The organism is Kitasatospora sp. NPDC023176, assembly GCF_055560495.1.
In genome coordinates this window covers 1-18,526 of record NZ_JBVHIP010000007.1, presented here as the reverse complement: position 1 = coordinate 18,526, position 18,526 = coordinate 1, and the positions used below count along the sequence as shown (strand labels likewise).

Sequence of the window (18,526 nt, the reverse complement as noted above, 5' to 3'; positions counted from 1 at the left end):
CTGCCCGGGGCCGCCGTTTCCGTTCGGGCGGTGCGCCCGGGGTCAGCCGATCTTCCACTGGCCGGCCTGCGGGGCGAAGCCGTTGTCCAGGGCGAACTGGACCTTGTCGAGCTTGGTGCCGTCCGGGACCTCGAAGGTGACGAAGCCCTTGCCGGTCTCGCCGGGGGCGATGTTGGTGGGGGTCTGGAAGGCCGGGCCGGCCTTGGTCTCCTCCAGGTTCGGGCCGTAGGCCTGGCCCTGGGTGTCCACGACCTTGGCGCTGCTGGCGGGGACCTCGCCGTACGCCTGGGCACCGGTGGCCTTGATCTGGAACTGCACCGCCACGTAGTGCTTGCCGTCGGCCGGCTTGAGGTACTCGCTGGCGCTCTCGGCCGGGTCGACCACCTTCACCGCGGTGACGTCGGCGGTGTTGCCCTTGTCCGTGGCCTTGAGGGCGATGGTGTCGCCGATCTTGGCGGGGGCCTTGGGGGCGTCGGCGGCCTTGGTGGCTCCCGTGCCGGCGGCAGCGGTCTGCTTCGCGTCGGTGGAGACGGAGGCACCGCCGGTGGAGTTGCAGGCAGTCGCGGTGAGGGTGATCAGCGAGGCGCCGAGCAGCAGGGCGGCGGTGCGGCGGGTGGTGGTCGTGCGGCGGGTGGTGGCGGACATGGCGGTTCTCCCGGTGGTCGGTGGTGCTGGTGGTTGTCGGCCCGTTCGGTGGCGACGGGGAAATCACACCACTCGGCCGTGAACGCTGTCAATGAGATTTCACAAAAGAACTCTGTTCACACGTGAACGGAGCCGACGGGCCGCGTCGCTATGCTGTGTGATCACAGCGACCCCGCCGCGCCGTCACCCCGATCGAAGGAGCCTCCCGTGCCGGACCGCCCCGAAGTGACCGCCGTCGAGATCGCCCGGCTGGCCGGCGTCGGCCGTGCCGCGGTCAGCAACTGGCGCCGCCGCCACTCCGACTTCCCCCGCCCGGTCGGCGGCACCGACGCCAGCCCGACCTTCGCCCTCGACCAGGTCGAGACCTGGCTGCGCGCCCAGGGCAAGATCGCCGAACTCCCGCTGCTGGAGCGGGTCTGGCAACTGCTCGACACCCTGCGCGACCCGGCCGGCCACCCCGCCGCCCCCCTGGTCGAGGCCGGAGCCGTGCTCCTGCTGCTGCATCGCGCCCCCGAGCACTGGACCGTCCTCGCCGACCAGCCCGACGGCCGGCTCGCCACCGCGCTGCCCCGCGCCGTCGCCGACACCGCCGTGCACGCCTTCGGCCCGGACGGCCCGCGCGACCTGCGCCTGCCCGTCCTGCTCGGGAGCACCCAGCTGGACCTCGCCCGGCTGCTCGCCGACCTCGCGGCCGAGGCCGGCCCGACCGGCGCGTACGAGCAACTGCTCACCCGCCACGCCGAGGCCAACACCCGCCAGCTCAGCCCCACCCCGCCGGAGGCCGCCGCGCTGCTGGCCGCCGTCGCCGGAGTCCCCGCCACCGTGCTGGACCCGGCCGTCGGCCTCGGCGCCGTCCTGCTCGCCCACCCGCCGACCACCGGGCGCTACGGCCAGGACGCGGACCCGGTCGCGGCCGCCCTCACCCGGCTCCGGCTCGCCCTGCACACCCCCGCCGACGAACCCGGCCCGCTCCCGCTCGACCTGCGCACCGGCGACGCGCTGCGCGCCGACGGCTACCCCGGGGACACCTTCGAAGCGGTGCTCTGCCAGCCCCCGTACAACGAACGCGACTGGGGGCACGACGAGTTGCAGTTCGACACCCGCTGGCCCGGCGGTCTCGTCCCGCCGCGCGGGGAGTCCGAACTCGCCTGGGTGCTGCACTGCCTCGCCCACACCCGCCCCGGCGGCCTCGCCGCCCTGCTCCTCCCGCCGACCGTCGCCGTCCGCCGGGCCGGCCGCCGCATCCGGGCCGAGCTGCTCCGCACCGGCGCCCTGCGCGCCGTCATCGCCCTGCCCGCCGGGGCCGCCCCGCCGTACGGGGTCCCGCTGCACCTCTGGGTGCTCCGGGCGCCCAGGCCCGGCGACGACTTCCGGCAGGTGCTGCTGGTCGACGCCGGGGCAGCTTCGGCCGGGAGTGCCGGGCCGGTGGCCGTGGAGGGCGGTCGGGACAAGGTGGACTGGCCCGAGCTGCGCCGTACTGTCCTGGACTCCTGGCGTGGCTTCGACCTGGCCGCCCGGGAGGGTCTGCCGGTCCCCGCCGACCGCCCCGGGATCCACCGGACCATGGCCGCCATCGACCTCCTGGACGACGAGACCGACCTCTCCCCCGCCCGACACGTCCCGCCCGCCGTCCGGCTCGGCGACGCGGCTGAACTCTCGCACCTCGGCGCCCGGTTGGCGGAACTGCTGGCCGGGCTGGCGGACCCGGCCGGGCTGCTCCCGCGGCCCGGCGCGGAAGCCGCCGGCGCGGCACCGGTCGGCGTGGTCACCGTGGGCGAGCTGGTCCGCAGCGGCGCGCTGGAGGTGCACTCCTCCGGCACCGGCCCGGCCACCCGACCGGCGGGCGCCGCCGGCGGCGGCATCCCGGTGGTCACCGACCAGGACCTCGCCACCGGCGCCCCGCCCGGCGCCGTCCTCGCCGCCGGGGCCGGGGAGGTGCGCACCCGCCCGGGCGACGTCCTGGTCCCCGCCCTCGGCGGCGGCACCGCCCGCGTCGTCCCGGCCGAGGGCCCGCTGGTCGGCGCCGCCCTTGGCCGCCAGCTGCACCTGCTGCGACCCGACCCCGCCGTGCTCGACCCGGAGTTCCTGGCCGGCCAGTTCCGCTCCACCGCCGGCACCCGGCGCGCCGCCAGCCACGCCACCACCACCGCCCGCCTCGACATCCGCCGCGTCGAACTGCCCCGCCTCCCGCTCCCCGCCCAACAGCGCCTCGGCGCCGCCTTCGCCCGCCTGGCCGCCTTCGACACCGCCCTCACCCAGGCCGCCGCCCTCGGCCGCACCCTGGCCCGGTCCGCGACGGACGCGCTGGCGACGGGCGTCCTGGCCCCACCGGAGGACTGACGTCGGCTCAAGGGCCGCCCGGAGTCGGCCCGGTGTCGGCTCGGCATCGACCGGGCCGGAGGCCTCCGGGGCCGCTGAGCCGAGCGGTACGGTGTGCTGGGCCGTCCGGGGGACGGTCGGCGCCGGTCCCGTCCAGCTCAGGAGCACACATGTCAGGGCAGCAACCCGGGCCGTACGGCGGACCGACGCCCGGCGCCCCGCCGTACGGCCCGGGGCCGGTCCCCGGTGCCGTGCCGGGTTCCTTCCCGGCGGCCGGACCGGCCCCGATCCCGGGCCGGTTCGGGCTGGCCGTCCGGGTGTTGTGCGCGCTCGTCCCGCTGCTCTCCTTCGGGGTGCTCGGCGCCGTCCCGGCGCTGCTGCTGGCGGTCCGGCGCAGGCGGGCCTACGACGTCCTCGGCGCGGTGGTGTTCTGCGGGCTGCTGCTGACGCTCATCGTCTGCGCCGGGATCGCGGGCAGTCTCCACGACGCGACCGCCAACCTCATCGGCGAGATCGCCCTCGGCGTGCTGTGGTTGACGCCGACCGCGCACTACCTGGCGATGGACAGCCGCACGGTCTGGGAGGCCGGCCGTACCGCGCCCGTGCTCCTCGCCCCGCCGTCCGCCCCGCCGGCCGCCCCGCCGTCCGCCGCGTCGTACGGGCCGCCGTACGGGTACGTCGAACCGGCCTCGTACGGCGGGACGGCACCCACCGTGCCCGGGTACGGCGCTCCTGCTCCTGCTCCGGCGCCGGCGCCGGCCGTCGAGACGGCCCACGACCTGCGCGAACTCGGCGAACTGCTGCGCCGTCAGGCCCGCGAGGGCGGCTCGTGACCGGCACCAGGCTGATCGCCGGCCGCTACCGGGTCGCCGAGAAGATCGGCCATGGCGGCATGGGCCAGGTCTGGGCCGGTCAGGACGAACGACTGCACCGCCCGGTCGCCGTCAAACTGCTCCGCCCCGAGCACCTGCTGCCCGGCGGCTCCGGCAGCGGGTTCGGCGCGGATGCCAGGAGCACCGAACGCCGACGCCACGGCGACGAGTTGAGCCGCCGCTTCCTGCGCGAGTGCCGGGTGACCGCCGCACTCGACCACCCCGGCCTGGTCACCGTCTTCGACGCGGGCGAGGACGAGGGCGAGCTCTACCTCGTCATGCAGCGCGTCCCCGGCGTCAGCCTCGCCGACCTGATCGCGGAGGACGCACCCTTCCCGGTCGAACGCGCGGTGGCCGTCGCCGCCCAGCTCTGCGCGGCGCTGGCCGCCGTCCACGCCATCCCGGTGGTCCACCGCGACCTCAAGCCGAGCAACGTCATGGTCCGCGCGGACGGCCGCACCGTCCTCCTCGACCTCGGCATCGCCACCGCCCTCGACACCGAGACCACCCGCCTCACCCTCACCGGCGTGCCCATCGGCAGCCCCGCCTACATGGCCCCCGAGCAGGCCCTCGCCGCCACCATCGACCCGCGTAGCGACCTCTACTCGCTGGGCTGCCTGCTGCACGAGATGCTCTCCGGCGAGGAACCCTTCCGGGCGCCCACGGCCCTCGGAGTCCTGCGCCGGCACGTGGACGAACCACCCGTCCCGCTACGGGAGTTGCGCCCCGAAGTGCCTCCGGGGCTGGAACGGCTGGTCCTGGACCTCCTCGCCAAGCAGCCCGCCGAGCGCCCCGCCGACGCCCAGGCGGTGTACGCGCGGCTGCTCCCGCTGCTGCCTCCGGCCGAGGGGGCGCCCCAGCCCGGCCTCACGCCGCTGCCCGACCCCGCACGCCCCTTCCGCTATCCGCACCAGCCGCAGCCGCAGCCGCAGCCGCAGCCGCAGACGCAGCCGCCGGCGGTGGCAGCGGCGGTGGTCCGCTCGGAGCCGAGGCCGTTCCTGATGCCTCCCGCCCCCGCGACACCTCCCGCCACCCCCGCTGTTTCCGACCTCGGCGCAGAGTGCGCCCGGCTCTCCGACCTGGTCGACGCCGGACGCCACACCGAGGTGCTCGGCCTGGCCGCCCACCTACTTCCCCGGGCCGAGGCCGACCTCGGCGAGCGAGCGCCCCTGGTCCGCACCATCCGCACCATCTACGCCCGCACCCTCCTCCACCAGGGCCACCCCCGACAGGCCCTCCCCGAGTACCGCCGCCTCGCCGCCACCTCCGACGGCGGCCCGCACGGCCCCGAGGGCCTCGACCACCGCTACCGCGCCGCGCTCTGCCTCGACCGGCTCGGCCACGGCCCCGAAGCCCACGCCGAGTTCCAGGCCCTGCTCGCCGCCCACACCGCCCGCCTCGAAGCCGGCCTCGACACCGACCCCGAGCGCAGCTACGACCTCCGCGAAAGCATCGGCCTCCACCTCGCCGCCACCGGAGACCCCCAGAACGCCTGGCACTGGCTCCTCCCACTCCTCCTCGAACGCGAACGCCGCGACGGCCCCCACCACCCCGCCGTCCGCCGCCTCCGCGATTCCCTCACCACCCTCCATCCCCAGCACCCCACCCCCTGGCCCCCGGCCCGCTGACCCCCTCCGGCCGGGGCACGGGAAGTCGGCGGGTTCGACCTTCCGCGCCGGCCTCCTCGCGCGGGCGTTCACCGGGACCCGGCGGGGCCGGCCGTTCGCCGTCCGTGGGGAGCGGGAACAGGGAGCCGGCGGGTGTCTTGGTGGCCCGGACCGGGGTGGGGCGGGGCGGGTAGGTTCGAGGTGTGACGACGAATGCTGTGCAGACGGACACTCCGGGCGCGAAGTTGATCCTGCTGACCACCACCCACCGGGTGGCCCCCGGATTGCTGGCGTGGCCGGCCTGGGAGGCCCTGCGGTCGGCGGGGCGGGTGCTGGTGGCCGATGAGGGGCATCCGCAGGTGGCGGCGGTGCGGCAGGCCGGGGTGGTGGTCGAGGTGGTGCCGGCCGGTTCGGCGCCGGCGCTGGCGCGGCTGCTGACCGGGCAGCCGGCCGGGGCGGGGGCGACGGTGTGGCTGGGCGGTCCGGACGGGGATCCGGGGTTGACGGACGCGCTGGCCCGCCTCGCGGTGGAGCACGCCGGTGAGGTGCCGGAGATCGAGGTGCTGCCGGGCTCGTACGACCTGCCGGGCGCGCGGCTGCTGGACCTCGCCTCGGTGATGGACCGGCTGCGCTCGCCGGGCGGCTGCCCGTGGGACGCCGAGCAGACCCACGAGAGCCTGGTGAAGTACCTGGTCGAGGAGGCCTACGAGCTGGTCGAGGCGATCGAGGAGGGGGACCGGGACGCGCTGCGCGAGGAGTTGGGCGACGTGCTGCTGCAGGTGTTCTTCCACGCCCGGATCGCCGAGGAGCACCCGACCGGGCCGTTCACCGTCGATGACGTGGCCGGGGACATCGTGGAGAAGCTGGTGTACCGGCACCCGCACGTGTTCGGGGACGTCGAGGCCGACGGTGCCGCCGAGGTGGAGGCGAACTGGGAGCAGCTGAAGGCGGCGGAGAAGGCGGACCGGGAGTCCGTCCTGGACGGCGTGCCGGCCGGGCTGCCGGCGCTGGCGTACGCGGCGAAGCTGGTCTCCCGGGTGCGCCGGGCGGGGTTCACCGAGGTGCCGGACGAGCCGTACCGGCTGCCGGAGGAGCTGACCGCGGAGTCGGCGGGCCGGCTGCTGCTGGCGGTGGCGCAGCGGGCGCACGACGCGGGGGTGGACGTGGACGCGGCGCTGCGCTCGGCCGCGCGCGGCTACCGGGAGGCGGTGCGCGCGGCCGAGGGGCTCAAGCCGGAGTAGGCGTCCAGGCCGGGCGCGGGCTCAGGCCGCCGTGGCGGCGTGCCCGACGCTGTGCCCGGCAGGGAGCCGCTGCGGCGGGACGAGTTCGCCGATGGCCTCGCCGACCAGGGCGACCAGTTCGGCGAGGCGCTCCAGGTCGAGGTGGTCGGGCAGGTCGGCGAGGGAGACGACCCGCTCGCCCTTCGGGCCGGCGACGCAGAAGAGGTCGATCGGCCCGAGGTGCTTCTCGGCGGTGTCGACCAGGGCGGCGACGTCGCTGGGCCGGCGGATGTCCCCGGAGACGCCGACCACGGGGCAGCCGGGCCGGTCGAGTTCGGCGGCGAGGTCCTCGGCGATCGCGACGTGCTGGTCCGCGATCAGCATCCCGGCGGCGCCGGCCGCGGTGAACCGGCGGGCGAGGTCGGCTCCCGAACCGCCGTCGAGTACCGCGATGACGACGACTGCTCCGCTGACCCGCATGGCCTGCTCCTCCCTGTGGGCGACACCGCACCGGCGCCCACGCGTACTGCGGAGGATCGTAGGCACGTCCTGACCCTCCGCAACAGGGATTACCCCTCAGGTGACCAGGCTCACGCCTGCCACCGGGCCAAGAGCTGTCCAAGGGCTGTCCACGGACCGTTCACGGGCCGTCCCCGGAGTGTTGGCACACCCCTCGCGCACCGCTCGCCCAGGGCTCGCGAGCGGCTTGTGAGCGGCTGACGAGCGGCGTGCGAGCGGCTCGCAAGCGGACCACGAGCGGCCCACGGCCGGTTCGCGAACCGGTGACGTCCCGGCGGCGCCCCCGAGGCCGTCCGGCCGCGTCCGGTCCAGCGGTTACGGTCGACGCATGCCAGCTCAGCCCGAGGGCGCCCAGCCCGCCGCCCAGTCCGACCCGCAGTCCGACCCGCAGCTCTTCACCTGGGAGTTCGCCGCCGACCCGTACCCCGCCTACGCCTGGCTGCGCGAGCACGCCCCGGTGCACCGCACCACGCTGCCGAGCGGTGTGGAGGCCTGGCTGGTGACCAGGTACGCGGACGCCCGGCAGGCGCTCGCGGACGGCCGGCTGTCGAAGAACCCGGCGCACCACAGCGAGCAGGCGCACCGCACCGGCCGGGTGGGCATCCCGGGGGAGCGGCAGGCGGACCTGATGACCCACCTGCTGAACATCGACCCGCCGGACCACACCCGGCTGCGCCGCCTGGTGGCGAAGGCGTTCACCCCGCGCCGGGTGGCGGAGTTCGAGCCGCGGGTGCAGCAGCTGACCGACCGGCTGATCGACGGCTTCGCGCAGCGCGGATCGGCGGACCTCATCCACGAGTTCGCCTTCCCGCTCCCCATCTACGCGATCTGCGACATGCTGGGCGTGCCGGCCGAGGACCAGGACGACTTCCGGGACTGGGCGGGCATGATGCTGCGGCACACCAAGCCGGGCCAGGCCGGCGGCCAACGCGGCGGTGTGGGGCGGGCGGTGAAGCGGATGCGGGCGTACCTGCTGGAGCTGATCCACCGCAAGCGGGCGGACCTCGGCGACGACCTGATCTCCGGTCTGATCCGGGCGAGCGACCACGGCGAGCACCTGACCGAGAACGAGGCCGCGGCGATGGCCTTCATCCTGCTGTTCGCCGGGTTCGAGACGACGGTCAACCTGATCGGCAACGGGACGTACGCGCTGCTGCGCAACCCGGGGCAGCGGGCGCTGCTGCAGGAGTCGGTGGCCCGGGGCGAGACCGGGCTGCTGGAGACCGGGATCGAGGAACTCCTGCGCTACGACGGGCCGGTGGAGATGGCGACCTGGCGGTTCGCGACCCGGCCGCTGACCATCGGCGGGGTGGACATCCCGGTCGGTGACCCGGTGCTGGTGGTGCTGGCGGCGGCGGACCGCGACCCGGCCCGGTTCGCGGACGAGAACACCCTCGACCTGGCCCGGAGCGACAACCCCCACCTGGGGTTCGGGCACGGCATCCACTACTGCATCGGCGCCCCGCTGGCGCGGCTCGAAGGGCGGTCCGCGCTGGCCACGCTGCTTTCCCGGCTGCCCGATCTGCGGCTGGCCGAAAGTCCGGAGAATCTGCGGTGGCGTGGTGGCCTGATCATGCGTGGACTGCGCGAACTTCCGGTCGAATTCAGTCCGGAAAGCCGCTCCCCGCACGCCCGCGCTGAGGCTCCGACACGCTGACGCGGTGTCGCCGAGCCGCCCTTGGCGGCGGTATGAACGCCCATCAAACCGGACAAAGCCCCGCTGTTGGTAGGCGATCGAACACGTGCCGTAATTTTTGTGTGATGTCGACGATATGAGCTTGTGATTGGTCTGAGGATCTGTCTAGTCTCCCTGGAGTTCGCAGCTGCGGACCCCGTGCGCGGAACGCCGAGTCCTGCCCGCCGCGCGACGGGAAACCGACCAGACCCTGGGCAGGGGCGGGGGACCCAGGTTTGTTGCCGTCTCCCCACGGCTTGGGGTGAAGCCGCCCAAGCGGAATCGATTCCGCCGACGGCGGCCGGGCCACCTCCCGGTCCGAACCCGACAGCTCACCTCGCAGGCGTGCGGAGAGGGACCTTCATGCTGTTCGCTGGAACTGGCCGTCATCGTCGCCGCACCCAGGCCGAGAAGGCCATCGCCGTCGCCGGTGTGGCCGGCGTCGGACTCGCACTGCCGCTCCTCACCGCCACCGGCGCCTCCGCCGCCCCGGCCTCCGCCTGGGACTCCGTCGCCCAGTGCGAGAGCGGCGGCAACTGGAGCATCAACACCGGCAACGGCTTCTACGGCGGCCTGCAGTTCACCTCCAGCACCTGGAAGGCGTACGGCGGCACCGCGTTCGCGGCGCAGGCCAACCAGGCCAGCCGGGCGCAGCAGATCACGGTCGCCGAGAAGGTGCTCTCCTCGCAGGGCCCGGGTGCCTGGCCGGTCTGCTCCGTCAAGGCCGGCCTGAGCAAGGGCGGCGCCCCGGCGGCCGTGGACTCCTCCTCGGACGCCAAGCCGCAGTCCGCGCCGAAGCAGCAGCAGCCGCAGGCCCAGCAGCAGACCGCGAAGCAGCAGGCCGCCAAGCCCGCCGCGAAGCCCGTCCAGCAGTACGCCCCGAAGCACGCCGCGCCGAAGCAGGCCGAGAAGCCCGCCGAGCAGCCGGTCCAGCAGTACACGCCGAAGCACGCCGCCCCGCGCGCCGCCCAGGCCCCGACCGCTCCGACCGGCCACGACTACACCGTCCGCTCCGGCGACACGCTGTCGACCATCGCCGCTGCCCAGGGTGTGTCCGGCGGCTGGCAGGCGCTGTACGACGGCAACCGCGGCACGGTCGGCGGCGACCCGGACCTGATCATGCCCGGCCAGGTGCTGCAGCTCGGCTGAGCCGCCGCGCACCGATCGGAAGCCCGACCGGAGGAGGGGGTCGCGCCCGGCGGCCCCCTTCGTCCGCATTCGTCCGCGACGGTGGGACGAACCGGGTCGGGCAGGTGAACTACCGGTGGGTATCGGGGCCACACGCTGAGACGGGGCCGAGGCCGACGTGGTCTCGGGAGTCCGGGCGGTTAGGCTCTGGTCGTAACGACTCCGCAATCGTCCGGCCGACAGCACCACCGCCCGCCGGACCTGCTTCCGCAAGGAGATGCCTTCGTGCCGTCCATCGATGTCGTCGTAGCCCGCGAAATCCTCGACTCCCGCGGCAACCCCACGGTCGAGGTCGAGGTCGGCCTCGACGACGGCAGCACGGGTCGTGCCGCTGTTCCGTCGGGTGCCTCGACCGGCGCCTTCGAGGCGCTGGAGCTGCGCGACGGTGACAAGAACCGCTACTTCGGCAAGGGCGTGGAGAAGGCCGTCCTGGCCGTCATCGAGCAGATCGGCCCGGAGCTGGTCGGCTACGACGCCACCGAGCAGCGCCTGATCGACCAGGCCATGCTCGACCTGGACGCGACCCCGGACAAGTCCTCGCTCGGCGCCAACGCCATCCTGGGCGTCTCGCTGGCCGTCGCCCACGCCGCCTCCGAGGCCAGCGACCTGCCGCTGTTCCGCTACCTGGGCGGCCCGAACGCGCACGTCCTGCCGGTCCCGATGATGAACATCCTCAACGGTGGATCCCACGCGGACTCCAACGTCGACATCCAGGAGTTCATGATCGCCCCGATCGGCGCGGAGTCCTTCTCCGAGGCCGTCCGCTGGGGCGTCGAGGTCTACCACACCCTCAAGGGCGTGCTGAAGGAGCGCGGCCTGTCCACCGGCCTCGGCGACGAGGGCGGCTTCGCGCCGAACCTGGACAGCAACCGCGAGGCCCTGGACCTCATCACCGAGGCCATCCAGAAGGCCGGCTACGTGCCCGGCCGTGACATCGCGCTGGCCCTGGACGTCGCCGCCTCCGAGTTCTACAACGACGGCGCCTACCAGTTCGAGGGCAAGGCCCTGTCGGCCGCCGAGCTCATCGAGTACTACGCCGAGCTGGTCGCCGCCTACCCGCTGGTCTCCATCGAGGACCCGCTGGACGAGTCGGACTGGGACGGCTGGAAGGCCATGACCGTCAAGCTGGGCGACAAGGTCCAGCTGGTCGGCGACGACCTGTTCGTCACCAACCCGGCCCGCCTGGCCAAGGGCATCGAGACCGGCACCGCCAACGCCCTGCTGGTGAAGGTGAACCAGATCGGCTCGCTGACCGAGACCCTGGACGCCGTCGAGCTGGCCCAGCGCAACGGCTACCGCTGCATGATGTCGCACCGCTCCGGCGAGACCGAGGACGTCACCATCGCCGACCTGGCCGTCGCCACCAACTGCGGCCAGATCAAGACCGGTGCCCCGGCCCGCTCCGAGCGCGTCGCCAAGTACAACCAGCTGCTGCGCATCGAGGAGATCCTCGACGACGCCGCCGAGTACGCCGGCCGCGGCGCCTTCCCGCGGTTCAAGTACGAGGGCTGAGAACCCACGGGCTGGAAACCAGGGGGCCGAAGGTCCCCGGTAGCGCACGCCTGACCGGTGCCCCGCCGCACACCCCGTAGGGTGGACGGCGGGGCACCGTCGCGACCAGGAGGGGATACGGGAGATGGCTGGCTGGAGGATCCCGGGCTTGGCGGCCCGGCCTCGGTTCACGAGCCGGGCGACCGTCCTCGTCCTGGTGCTCTGCTCGCTGGTCGCGATCCTGGCCTACCCGACCCGGCAGTTCATCTCCCAGCGCGCCGAGATCTCCGCCCAGCGGGCGAAGGCCGACCACGCGCGCCAGCAGGTCGACCAACTGCGCCGGGACAAGGCCCGCTGGCAGGATCCGGAGTACGTCAAGGCGCAGGCCCGCGCCCGGCTGCACTACGCGGTGCCGGGGGAGACCCCGTACATCGCGGTGGACCCGTCCGGTGCGGCCGCCCGGCCCTCCGCCCCGGCCACCTCGGCCACCCCCTCCGCCGACGCGGCGGCCGGCCCGGCGAAGGCCGCCAAGCCCTGGTACACCAGCATCTGGGACTCGGTGGACGCCGCCGACACCGTCGCGCTGGCTCCCGCCGTCCCCCGTCCGCTCCCCCCGTCCTCCGTTGGAGACCCCACCCCCCATGACCACTGAGAACCACCCCGCCGTCTCCGACGCCGACGTCGCGGCGATCGCCGCCCAGCTCGGCCGGGTGCCGCGCGGCCTGCGCGGTGTGGCGCACCGCTGCCCCTGCGGCAACCCCGACGTCGTGGAGACGGCCCCCCGGCTGCCGGACGGCACGCCGTTCCCGACGCTGTACTACCTGACCTGCCCCAAGGCCGCCTCGCTGATCGGCACCCTGGAGGCCGAGGGCGTGATGAAGGACCAGACCGCCCGGCTCGCCGAGGACCCGGAGCTGGCCGCCGCCTACCAGAAGGCGCACGAGGACTACATCGCCCGGCGCGACGCGATCGAGGTGCTGGAGGGCTTCCCGAGCGCCGGCGGGATGCCGGACCGGGTGAAGTGCCTGCACGTGCTGGTCGGCCACTCGCTGGCGGCCGGCGAGGGCGTCAACCCGCTCGGCGACGAGGCGATCGGCATGCTGGAGGACTGGTGGGCCAAGGGCCCGTGCGTCTCCCCGGCCGAGGTCGAGGCGGCCGGTGAGCGGGTGCTGCGCAACCGTGCCAAGGGGCAGGACCACGAGGCCGTGATCGCGGCCAAGCAGCAGAAGACCGCCGAGCGGGCCGCCAAGCGCGCCGCCGAGGCCGCGACCCCGGAAGCCGGTGCGGCGGAGCAGGAGTCCGAGTGAGCATGACCCGCGTGGCCGCGATCGACTGCGGCACCAACTCGATCCGGCTGCTGGTCGCGGACCTCGACCCGGAGACCGGCGGGATCACCGACCTCGACCGCCGGATGATCATCAACCGGCTGGGCCAGGGCGTGGACCGGACGGGCCGCCTCCACCCGGACGCGCTGGAGCGCACCTTCGCGGCCTGCCGGGAGTACCGGGAGATCATCGCGGGCTTCGGCGTCGGCCCGGAGCGCACCCGCTTCGTCGCCACCAGCGCCTCCCGGGACGCCGAGAACAGCGACGAGTACGTCAAGGGCGTGCGCGAGATCCTGGGCGTCGAGCCGGAGGTGGTGAGCGGCGAGGAGGAGGCGCACCTGTCCTTCGTGGGGGCCACCAAGGAGTTGACCGGCGGCCAGTTCCCCGCCCCCTACCTGGTCTTCGACCTCGGCGGCGGCTCCACCGAGTTCGTGCTCGGCGGGGCCGAGGTGGAGGCGGCGCGCTCGGTCGACATCGGCTGCGTGCGGCTGACCGAGCGGCACTTCGCCGGGGCCGAGCTGCCCTCCGCGGAGCAGGTCGCGCAGGCCCGGGCGCACGTGCGGGCCGAGCTGGACAAGGCCGAGGAGGTCGTCCCGCTGACCGGTGCGGCCACCCTGGTGGGCCTGGCCGGGACGGTCACCACGGTGTCCGCGATCGCCCAGGACCTGCCTGCCTACGACTCGACGCGGATCCACCACTCCCGGATCAGCCGCGAGCGGGTCGCGGAGATCGCCCGCGAGCTGCTGGCCGCCACCCACGCGGAGCGCGCGGCCATCCCGTCGATGCACCCGGGCCGGGTGGACGTGATCGCGGCCGGCGCGTTGGAGCTGCTGGAGATCATGGAGCGCACGGGCGCCGCCGAGGTGGTCGTGAGCGAGCACGACATCCTGGACGGCATCGCCTGGAGTACGGCCTCCTGACGGCCCACAGGCCTTACGCCACCGGCCCCGACGCCCTTTTCGGGGCGCCGGGGCCGGGGCGCGCCCGGGCGGGTGCGAGAACCTTCGTGAATTTCTTCACATGGCGATCCAGTCATTCGTCGCACCCCGTGGCCCGCTACGCCCGAATTGTGAGACCGAAGGTCGGTCGGTCGCGCGGGCCCTTGGATCGCAGGTCAGGCCTCGCCCGAGGTTTGAAAATCGAAATCACAAGCGGGAACCCGGGCGCTGTACGGATCGTTGCTGCTCAGCCGGGTAGTGCTCCGGCGCACGTTCACGGGGGACTGTCGGGGCCCGTGAGCCGGTGCACCGGTGTCGTTTTTGTGGCCGCGCAGTGTAGCACGGGGTGTCCATGAGCTTGTGACCGGGCTCACGAAGGCTGCTCCGGACGGTGCTGGATACTTTCGGATATGAGCACCACGGAGCGTCCTCGCATCCTCATTGTCGGCGGTGGTTACGTCGGCCTGTATGCCGCGATGCGCATCCTCAAGAAGATGCGTTACGGCGAAGCGACCGTCACGGTCGTGGACCCGCGGTCGTACATGACGTACCTGCCCTTCCTCCCCGAGGCGGCCGGCGGCAACGTCGCGCCTCGCAACCTCGTCGCGCCGCTGCGCAAGACCCTCAAGCAGGCGGAGGTGCTGACCGGGTCCGTCACCGGCATCGACCACGCCCGCAAGGTCGCGACCATCCAGCCGGCGGCCGGCGACAGCTACGAGCTGCCCTTCGAGTACCTGGTCGTCGCGACGGGCTCGGTCTCCCGCACCTTCCCGATCCCGGGTCTGGCGGAGAACGGCATCGGCATGAAGACGGTCGAGGAGGCCATCGGCCTCCGCAACCACGTCATGGCCCAGCTCGACAAGGCCGAGTCCACCTCGGACGAGGAGGTCCGCCGCAAGGCCCTGACCTTCGTCGTCATCGGCGGTGGCTTCGCCGGCATCGAGACGATCGCCGAGATCGAGGACATGGCGCGCGACGCGTCGAAGCTGTACCGGACCGTCAGCCGTGACGACATGCGCTTCGTCGTGGTCGAGGCGGCCAACCGCATCCTCCCCGAGATGGGCCCGGACCTCGGTCTGTGGACCAAGGAGAAGCTCGAGGAGCGGAACATCGAGGTCTACATCGAGACCTCGATGGACTCCTGCGTCGACGGCCACGTCATGCTGAAGAACGGCATGGAGATGGACGCCTCCACCATCGTGTGGACGGCCGGCGTCAAGCCGAACCCGGTGCTGGCCAACTTCGGCCTGCCGCTGGGCCCGCGCGGCCACGTCGACACCGCGCCGACCCTCCAGGTCCAGGGCTTCGACTACGTCTGGTCCGCCGGCGACAACGCCCAGGTGCCGGACCTCGCCGCCGGCGAGGGTGCCTGGTGCCCGCCGAACGCGCAGCACGCCTGCCGTCAGGCCGTCGTCCTCGGTGACAACGTCATCTCCGGCATGCGGGGCTTCCCGCAGAAGGAGTACAAGCACAAGAACCTGGGTGCGGTCGCCGGTCTCGGCCTGCACAAGGGCGTGGCGATCCTCTTCGGCAAGTACAAGCTGAAGGGCCGTCCGGCCTGGTGGTTCCACCGCCTGTACCACGGCGCGATGGTCCCGACCGTCAACCGCAAGGTCCGCGTCTTCACCGACTGGACCCTCGCGATGTTCCTGAAGCGCGAGATGGTCGGCCTCTCCCAGATGGAGAAGCCGCAGCTTCCGATCCAGGAGGTCACGCCGCCCACCAAGCCCGTCGAGGCCGCCAAGCCGGCCGCCGACAAGGAGCTCGCCAGCAAGTAAGCGACTGGACCCCGGTGTGGGAGCGCCGGGGTATGAGTCGGAGGCCCTCCGCCCGGCAGTGTCGCCGGACCACGACCTCCGTGGTGCTCAGCCGGCCGTGCGACCGGGCGGAGTACAGCAGTAGAAGAGCCCCTGCCGAAACCCTCTGGCAGGGGCTCTCGCTGTGTCCGGGCGCGCTCCGCTGGTCCGCCTCCGGACGCTGGTCCGCCCCCGGCCGCGGGTGCGACCGGGGGCGGACGGGCGGGGCGTCAGTCGGTCTTGATGCTCGACAGGATGTCCAGCCTGGACGCCCGGCGGGCCGGCCAGAGCGCGGCCACCAGGCCGACCAGCCCGGCCAGGGCGAGGAACAGCGCCAGCTGGCCGTACGGCAGGACGGTGGTCAGCCCGCTCAGGCTGGACTTCAGCGTCCCGTTGATCGCCCAGGCGATGAAGCAGCCGAGCAGCAGGCCGATCCCGGCGCCGAAGAGCGAGATCACCACCGACTCCAGCCGGACCATCCGCTTGATGCCCCGGCGGTCCAGGCCGATCGCCCGCAGCATCCCGATCTCGCGCTTGCGCTCGAAGACCGACATCGCCAGGGTGTTGATCACGCCCAGGATCGCGACCAGCACCGACATCGCCAGCAGGCCGTACATCATGTTCAGCGCGAAGGTGATGGTCTGGCTGAAGTCGTCCCGGACGTCCTGCTTGGACTTCACCTCGATCACCGGGTTGGCACCGGTGGCGTCCTTGAGGGACTGCTTGAGGCCGTCGGTGGCGCCGTCCTTGCCCTTGACCAGGACGTCGGAGATGTACGGCTGGGACTCGTGCTTGGCGACCTCGCTGTTGGCCAGCAGGACCGGGCCGAGCATGCCGCCCTTCTCGTACACGCCGCCGACGGTGAGCTGACCGGTGGACTTGTCCGGGTAGGTCACGGTCATCGTCGAGCCGGTGGTGACGTTGGACTTGGTGGCGACGTCCTGGTCCACCAGCAGCTGGCCCTTGCCGAGCGCCTCGGCCGAACCGCTGGTCAGCTTGACCTCGGCCAACTGCTGGAAGCTGTCCGGGTTCAGGCCGGTGATCTGCTTGCTGGTGCCGTCGAGCTTCCAGAAGGCGGTGGTCATCGGCGAGGAGGCCGCGACCCCGGGGGCCTTGGTGATCTGGTCGGGCACCTGCGGGGACAGGCTCATGTGGTTGGCGGCCGAGACGATGTAGTCGGCCTTCATCGAGCTGGTGACGGCCCGGTCGATGGTGTCGCCGACCGAGGTGCCGATCACGGTCAGGCCGCTGACCAGGGTCAGACCGATGGTGAGCGCGGCGGCGGTGGCCGCGGTGCGACGCGGGTTGCGCACCGCGTTCTGCTGGGCGAGCTTGCCGGGGGTGCCGCCGAGACCGCGCAGCAGCGGGCCGACCAGGGCGACCACCGGGCGGGACAGCAGCGGCAGCAGGACGAACACGCCGATCAGGGCCAGGAAGGCGCCCAGGCCCACCGGCAGCCGGCCGGAGTCGTCACCGGTGGAGGCGCCGAAGCCGATCAGCGCGAGACCGCCGGCGGCGAACAGCGAGCCGATGGTGTTGCGGACCACCAGGCTCTTCTGACTGGTCGGCTGGTCGCCGCTGCTCATCGCGGCCACCGGGGCGATCCGGGCGGCGCGCACGGCCGGCAGCAGGGCCGACAGGACCGTCACCAGGACGCCGACCACCAGGGTCACCACGACGGTGAGCGGCTTGATCACCAGCGAACCGCTCGGCATGTTCTCGTTCAGGGAGCCCATCAGGGACTGCAGCCCGGCACCGATCCCGATGCCGGCCAGCAGACCGGCCACCGCCGAGAGGGTGCCGATCAGCAGGGCCTCGATCAGCACCGAGCGGGTGACCTGCTTGCGGCTGGCGCCGATCGCCCGCAGCAGCGCCAGCTCCCGGGTGCGTTGGGCGACCAGCATGGTGAAGGTGTTGGCGATGATGAAGATGCCGACGAACAGTGAGATGCCGGCGAAGACCAGCAGCATGGTGCGCATGCTGTCGGTGCCCTTGGTGATCATGGCCTGCTCGTCGGCCTTCAGCGTGGCGCCGGTCTCGATGTCGAACTGGTCGCCGGACGGCACCTTGGGCTGGGCCTGGGCGAGCAGCGCCTCCTCACCGGTGCCGGGCTTGGCCGTGAGCACCACGCTGCTGTAGCGGCCGGGCTCCAGCAGCAGCTGCTGGGCGGTGGCCTTGTCGAACAGGGTCAGGGTGCCGCCGGAGTTCACCACCGGGTCGTCGGTGGTGAAGACACCGGTGAGCCTGGCCTCGACCACCGGGCCGTTGGCGGCCACCCGGACGGTGTCGCCGACCTTGTAGCCCGCCTTGTCGGCGGTCTTGCGGTCGAGGGCGATCTCCTTGGCGTTCTTCGGGCCCTGGCCCTCGGCCATCGGGTAGCGGGCGTCCTTGCCGTCCTGGCCCGGGGCGAAGTTGGCGCCCTTGGCGGCCCAGAACTGGCCGACCAGGTTGCCCTTCTTGTCGGCGACCCCGGTGAAGCCGCTGACCACGCCGCGGGCGTCGGCGGTGCCGGGCAGGGCCGCCAGCTGCTGGACGGTGGCGTCGGTGAGCGCCGCGGAGCCGCTCTCGCTCTTCTGCCGGGCGGAGGCCCCGGAGCCGGCCGCGCGGTCCACCACCTGGACCGAGACGTCCGAGTAGCTCTTGGAGTTGCTGTCCTGCATGGCCTTGCCGAAGGTGTCGGAGAAGACCATGGTGCCGGCGACGAACGCCGTGCCGAGCATGACGGCCAGTGCCGTCATCAGCAGTCGGCCCTTGTGGGCCAGCACGTTGCGCAGTGCGGTGCGATACATGAGGTGTCCTGGGGAGGTTCGAGGGCGTGGAGCCGGCGGGCCGGGTGTCAGCTGGTGCGGCCCTTGGCCTCGAAGCGGCGCATGCGGTCCAGGACGGTGTCGGCGGTGGGGTGGTGGAGTTCGTCGACGATGCGGCCGTCGG

At 73.2% G+C, this 18,526-nt stretch carries 13 protein-coding genes, 2 pseudogenes and 1 riboswitch; of the genes and pseudogenes, 11 read left to right on the top strand and 4 right to left on the bottom strand.

What is annotated here, in order from left to right; genetic code table 11:
* Window positions 1–42 precede the first annotated feature (42 nt).
* Window positions 43–645, bottom strand: a complete 603-nt coding sequence (locus ACZ3YL_RS12735; protein ID WP_188307123.1) for a DUF4352 domain-containing protein — start codon at window positions 643–645, stop codon at window positions 43–45.
* A 207-nt stretch (window positions 646–852) separates the two neighbouring features.
* On the opposite strand from ACZ3YL_RS12735, the gene ACZ3YL_RS12730 reads away from it, so the two are divergent.
* The 4 genes from ACZ3YL_RS12730 (at window position 853) to ACZ3YL_RS12715 (ending at window position 6,684) form a co-directional block, all read left to right on the top strand.
* Window positions 853–2,985 carry an N-6 DNA methylase gene (locus tag ACZ3YL_RS12730; RefSeq protein ID WP_465657031.1) on the top strand — a complete coding sequence of 711 codons (2,133 nt, stop codon included), beginning with the start codon at window positions 853–855 and terminating at the stop codon, window positions 2,983–2,985.
* A gap of 149 nt (window positions 2,986–3,134) precedes the next feature.
* Window positions 3,135–3,797, top strand: coding sequence for a hypothetical protein (locus tag ACZ3YL_RS12725; protein WP_465657029.1), 663 nt, complete (start codon window positions 3,135–3,137; stop codon window positions 3,795–3,797).
* Window positions 3,794–5,464: a protein kinase domain-containing protein gene (locus ACZ3YL_RS12720; protein WP_465657027.1), complete on the top strand. Its 1,671-nt coding sequence runs from the start codon at window positions 3,794–3,796 to the stop codon at window positions 5,462–5,464. The genes ACZ3YL_RS12725 and ACZ3YL_RS12720 overlap by 4 nt, the downstream gene beginning before the upstream one ends.
* Window positions 5,465–5,646: 182 nt before the next feature.
* A complete protein-coding gene (locus tag ACZ3YL_RS12715; protein WP_465657025.1) occupies window positions 5,647–6,684 on the top strand; it encodes a nucleoside triphosphate pyrophosphohydrolase in 1,038 nt (345 codons plus the stop codon).
* Window positions 6,685–6,705: 21 nt separating this feature from the next.
* Here the strand turns inward: ACZ3YL_RS12715 and ACZ3YL_RS12710 are convergent, their stop codons facing one another.
* A complete protein-coding gene (locus ACZ3YL_RS12710) occupies window positions 6,706–7,143 on the bottom strand; it encodes an SDR family NAD(P)-dependent oxidoreductase (protein ID WP_188304876.1) in 438 nt (145 codons plus the stop codon).
* A gap of 367 nt (window positions 7,144–7,510) precedes the next feature.
* Between ACZ3YL_RS12710 and ACZ3YL_RS12705 the strand changes: the two genes are divergently transcribed.
* The 7 genes and pseudogenes from ACZ3YL_RS12705 (at window position 7,511) to ACZ3YL_RS12675 (ending at window position 15,577) form a co-directional block, all read left to right on the top strand.
* A complete protein-coding gene (locus ACZ3YL_RS12705; RefSeq protein ID WP_188304877.1) occupies window positions 7,511–8,839 on the top strand; it encodes a cytochrome P450 family protein in 1,329 nt (442 codons plus the stop codon).
* A 210-nt stretch (window positions 8,840–9,049) separates the two neighbouring features.
* Window positions 9,050–9,219: riboswitch (cyclic di-AMP (ydaO/yuaA leader) on the top strand.
* 1 nt (window position 9,220) lies between these two features.
* The gene (locus ACZ3YL_RS12700) at window positions 9,221–10,006 is read left to right on the top strand and encodes a transglycosylase family protein (protein ID WP_465657022.1); all 786 of its coding nucleotides are present in this window, start codon (window positions 9,221–9,223) and stop codon (window positions 10,004–10,006) included.
* A gap of 264 nt (window positions 10,007–10,270) precedes the next feature.
* Window positions 10,271–11,557, top strand: coding sequence for a phosphopyruvate hydratase (gene eno / locus ACZ3YL_RS12695; RefSeq protein WP_188304879.1), 1,287 nt, complete (start codon window positions 10,271–10,273; stop codon window positions 11,555–11,557).
* Window positions 11,558–11,705: 148 nt separating this feature from the next.
* The gene (locus tag ACZ3YL_RS12690) at window positions 11,706–12,188 is read left to right on the top strand and encodes an FtsB family cell division protein (protein ID WP_262986005.1); all 483 of its coding nucleotides are present in this window, start codon (window positions 11,706–11,708) and stop codon (window positions 12,186–12,188) included.
* Window positions 12,160–12,699 (top strand): annotated as a pseudogene (locus tag ACZ3YL_RS12685) (DUF501 domain-containing protein); the annotation flags it as partial. The gene ACZ3YL_RS12690 and the pseudogene ACZ3YL_RS12685, both read left to right, overlap by 29 nt.
* Window positions 12,700–12,845: 146 nt before the next feature.
* Window positions 12,846–13,781, top strand: coding sequence for a Ppx/GppA phosphatase family protein (locus ACZ3YL_RS12680; RefSeq protein WP_223242265.1), 936 nt, complete (start codon window positions 12,846–12,848; stop codon window positions 13,779–13,781).
* Window positions 13,782–14,209: 428 nt separating this feature from the next.
* The gene (locus tag ACZ3YL_RS12675) at window positions 14,210–15,577 is read left to right on the top strand and encodes an NAD(P)/FAD-dependent oxidoreductase (RefSeq protein WP_188304883.1); all 1,368 of its coding nucleotides are present in this window, start codon (window positions 14,210–14,212) and stop codon (window positions 15,575–15,577) included.
* Window positions 15,578–15,825: 248 nt separating this feature from the next.
* Here the strand turns inward: ACZ3YL_RS12675 and ACZ3YL_RS12670 are convergent, their stop codons facing one another.
* Both ACZ3YL_RS12670 and ACZ3YL_RS12665 read right to left on the bottom strand, forming a co-directional pair.
* Entirely contained in the window at window positions 15,826–18,384 is a 2,559-nt protein-coding gene (locus ACZ3YL_RS12670) for an ABC transporter permease (RefSeq protein ID WP_465657020.1), read from the bottom strand.
* Window positions 18,385–18,431: 47 nt separating this feature from the next.
* Window positions 18,432–18,526: pseudogene (locus ACZ3YL_RS12665) on the bottom strand (ABC transporter ATP-binding protein); the annotation flags it as partial.